This window comes from Rothia nasimurium (assembly GCF_928381415.1).
Lineage (GTDB): Bacteria > Actinomycetota > Actinomycetes > Actinomycetales > Micrococcaceae > Rothia > Rothia nasimurium_H.
Genome location: NZ_CAKMSF010000022.1, coordinates 1 through 2,007, shown reverse-complemented (window position 1 = coordinate 2,007; position 2,007 = coordinate 1). Strand labels below are relative to the sequence as shown.

Genomic DNA, 2,007 nt, shown 5'->3' with positions numbered 1-2,007 from the left:
ACCCGCGCACCGGGGAAATCGAAGAACTCGCCGGGTTCGTTGAGGACTTCAGCAAGCGCAACGCGCAGATTAACACCCGCAAAAAAGAACTCATTGCCCTGTGGGAAGCAGAGCACCCCGGCCAGTCCATCGGCGTGGACTTGATGAACCGCATTGACCATCAAGCCTGGGCTGATACGAGAGCTGATAAGACCAGCGAGAACAGCGCCAACCCCGAAAAATGGGCCACCGAGCTAGCTGATTTAGGGTTCGTTGCCCCTACCCCCTCTGGTCGTTCCACGCGCTTTAATGCCTTGCGGAACGCCGATAGCCTGGCCCCCGGTTTTTACCACGACGCTGCCACCCAGGTTCTAGCGGTGCTTTCCGAGCAAAAATCAGGGTGGTCAGTTGCTGATATCAAAGCCCAGGCGCTGACCTACTGCGCTGAAAACAACGTCATTGCCCAGGCATCAGGCCTTGAGGATATTACCGGGCGCATTGTGGACGTCACCCTGAGCCGGTGCCTGCTCATTAACCCGGATATTGACCCTTATCAGGCACCAACGCACCTACCCCTACTGACCTCCCAGCAGGTGGTAGCCACCGAGTCCAAGCTCTTTGACTACACCAGCGCACTGGTCGCGCGTGAAACCTCCTATGAGCTGTCCTACAGCCCCCTAGCAAAGCCCCTGAAACTGGGGGCGCACCAGAGCGTTGATGAGCAGGTACTGACCCGGCTCTTTAGCTCACGGGTGCTCACTGATGTTCAGGGAAAGCGCCTGAGCATGCCCACTGACCCGGCGCATCGTCAGGCTCTATCGGATATGGCTGGCACCCACCAGCTGGTGGTGGTAACAGGGCCTGCCGGGGCGGGTAAAACTACGCTGCTCAAAGCCTCAAAAGCCGTGGTTGAAGCCCGTGGGGCACGGCAGTTCATTGTCGCGCCTTCCGCTAAGGCTGCCGAGGTTGCCCAAGCAGAAACCGGGGCACAAACTAACACCGCCCACGGTCTGCTCAAGGCCTTTGGGTACGACTTTTCTACGGATGAGCACGGGGTAACGACCTGGAGTGAACCAGCTGAAAATCACCGCGTACCGCGAGCATGGGCCTTGCGCCCGGGTGATCAGTTGGTGGTGGATGAAGCGGGCATGTTGAGCCAAGATGTGGCTGTGCGTCTGCAAGAAATCGCCCTGAAAACCGGTGCCCAGCTGGTAGTGACCGGCGATTATGCCCAGCTATCGGCGGTAGGACGCGGTGGGGTACTGCAACAGTGCGCCCAAATAAGCCCTGTAACCACTGACCTTGAGAGCGTGTGGCGCTTTAGAACCGCTACCGGTGAGGTAGATGAAGCCTACGCCCAGCTGTCCTTGAAGATGAGGGCACGCCATAACGCTGGGGCTATCTTTGATGAGCTGGTAGACCGTGGCGCGGTGGTTTTGCACGCTGATGAAGTAAGTGCCCAGCACGCTTTATCCCAGCAGTGGCTAAAGAACCAGCAGGCCGGGCACAGCACCGTAGTTTCAGCGAGCACTAATGAGCTGGTGGCTGGTGTGAACGCTGAGGTTGCGCTTTTGCGTGGTGTTAGCGGGGATACTGCCTATGCCCAGGATATTGTGGATGGCCGGTTCGTGCAGTCGATGGAGGGCCAGGCTATTACGGTTGGCGATATTGTTCGTACCCGCGAGAATAACCGCGAGCTGGGTGTGCTCAACGGTAAGAGCTATGTGGTGCGGGGTATCACTGAGGGCTTTGTGCGGGTGCAGTCCACCGGCAAGGACGGGTCTGTGCGTACCTTGCCGGTGGAGTATGTGGCTTCATCGGTGCAGTTGGGGTATGCAACGACGGTGCATAGTTCTCAGGGCATGACCGTTGATAGCGCTCATTTGCTGGTGACTGGTCATACGGACGCTGCTGGTGTGTATGTGGGCTTGACGCGTGGCCGGTTTGAGAATGTGGTGCATTGTGTGGCTGCGGATTTGGACGAGGCGCGTGAGCAGTTTGTAGAAGCGTTGGGCCGTGAGCGGGCTG

General features: G+C 58.4%; 1 protein-coding gene. It reads left to right on the top strand.

Annotated elements, in window-relative coordinates:
• Positions 1–2,007, top strand: a 2,007-nt coding sequence (locus tag L7A20_RS11810; protein ID WP_237223676.1) for an ATP-dependent DNA helicase, incomplete at both ends; no start/stop codon positions are given.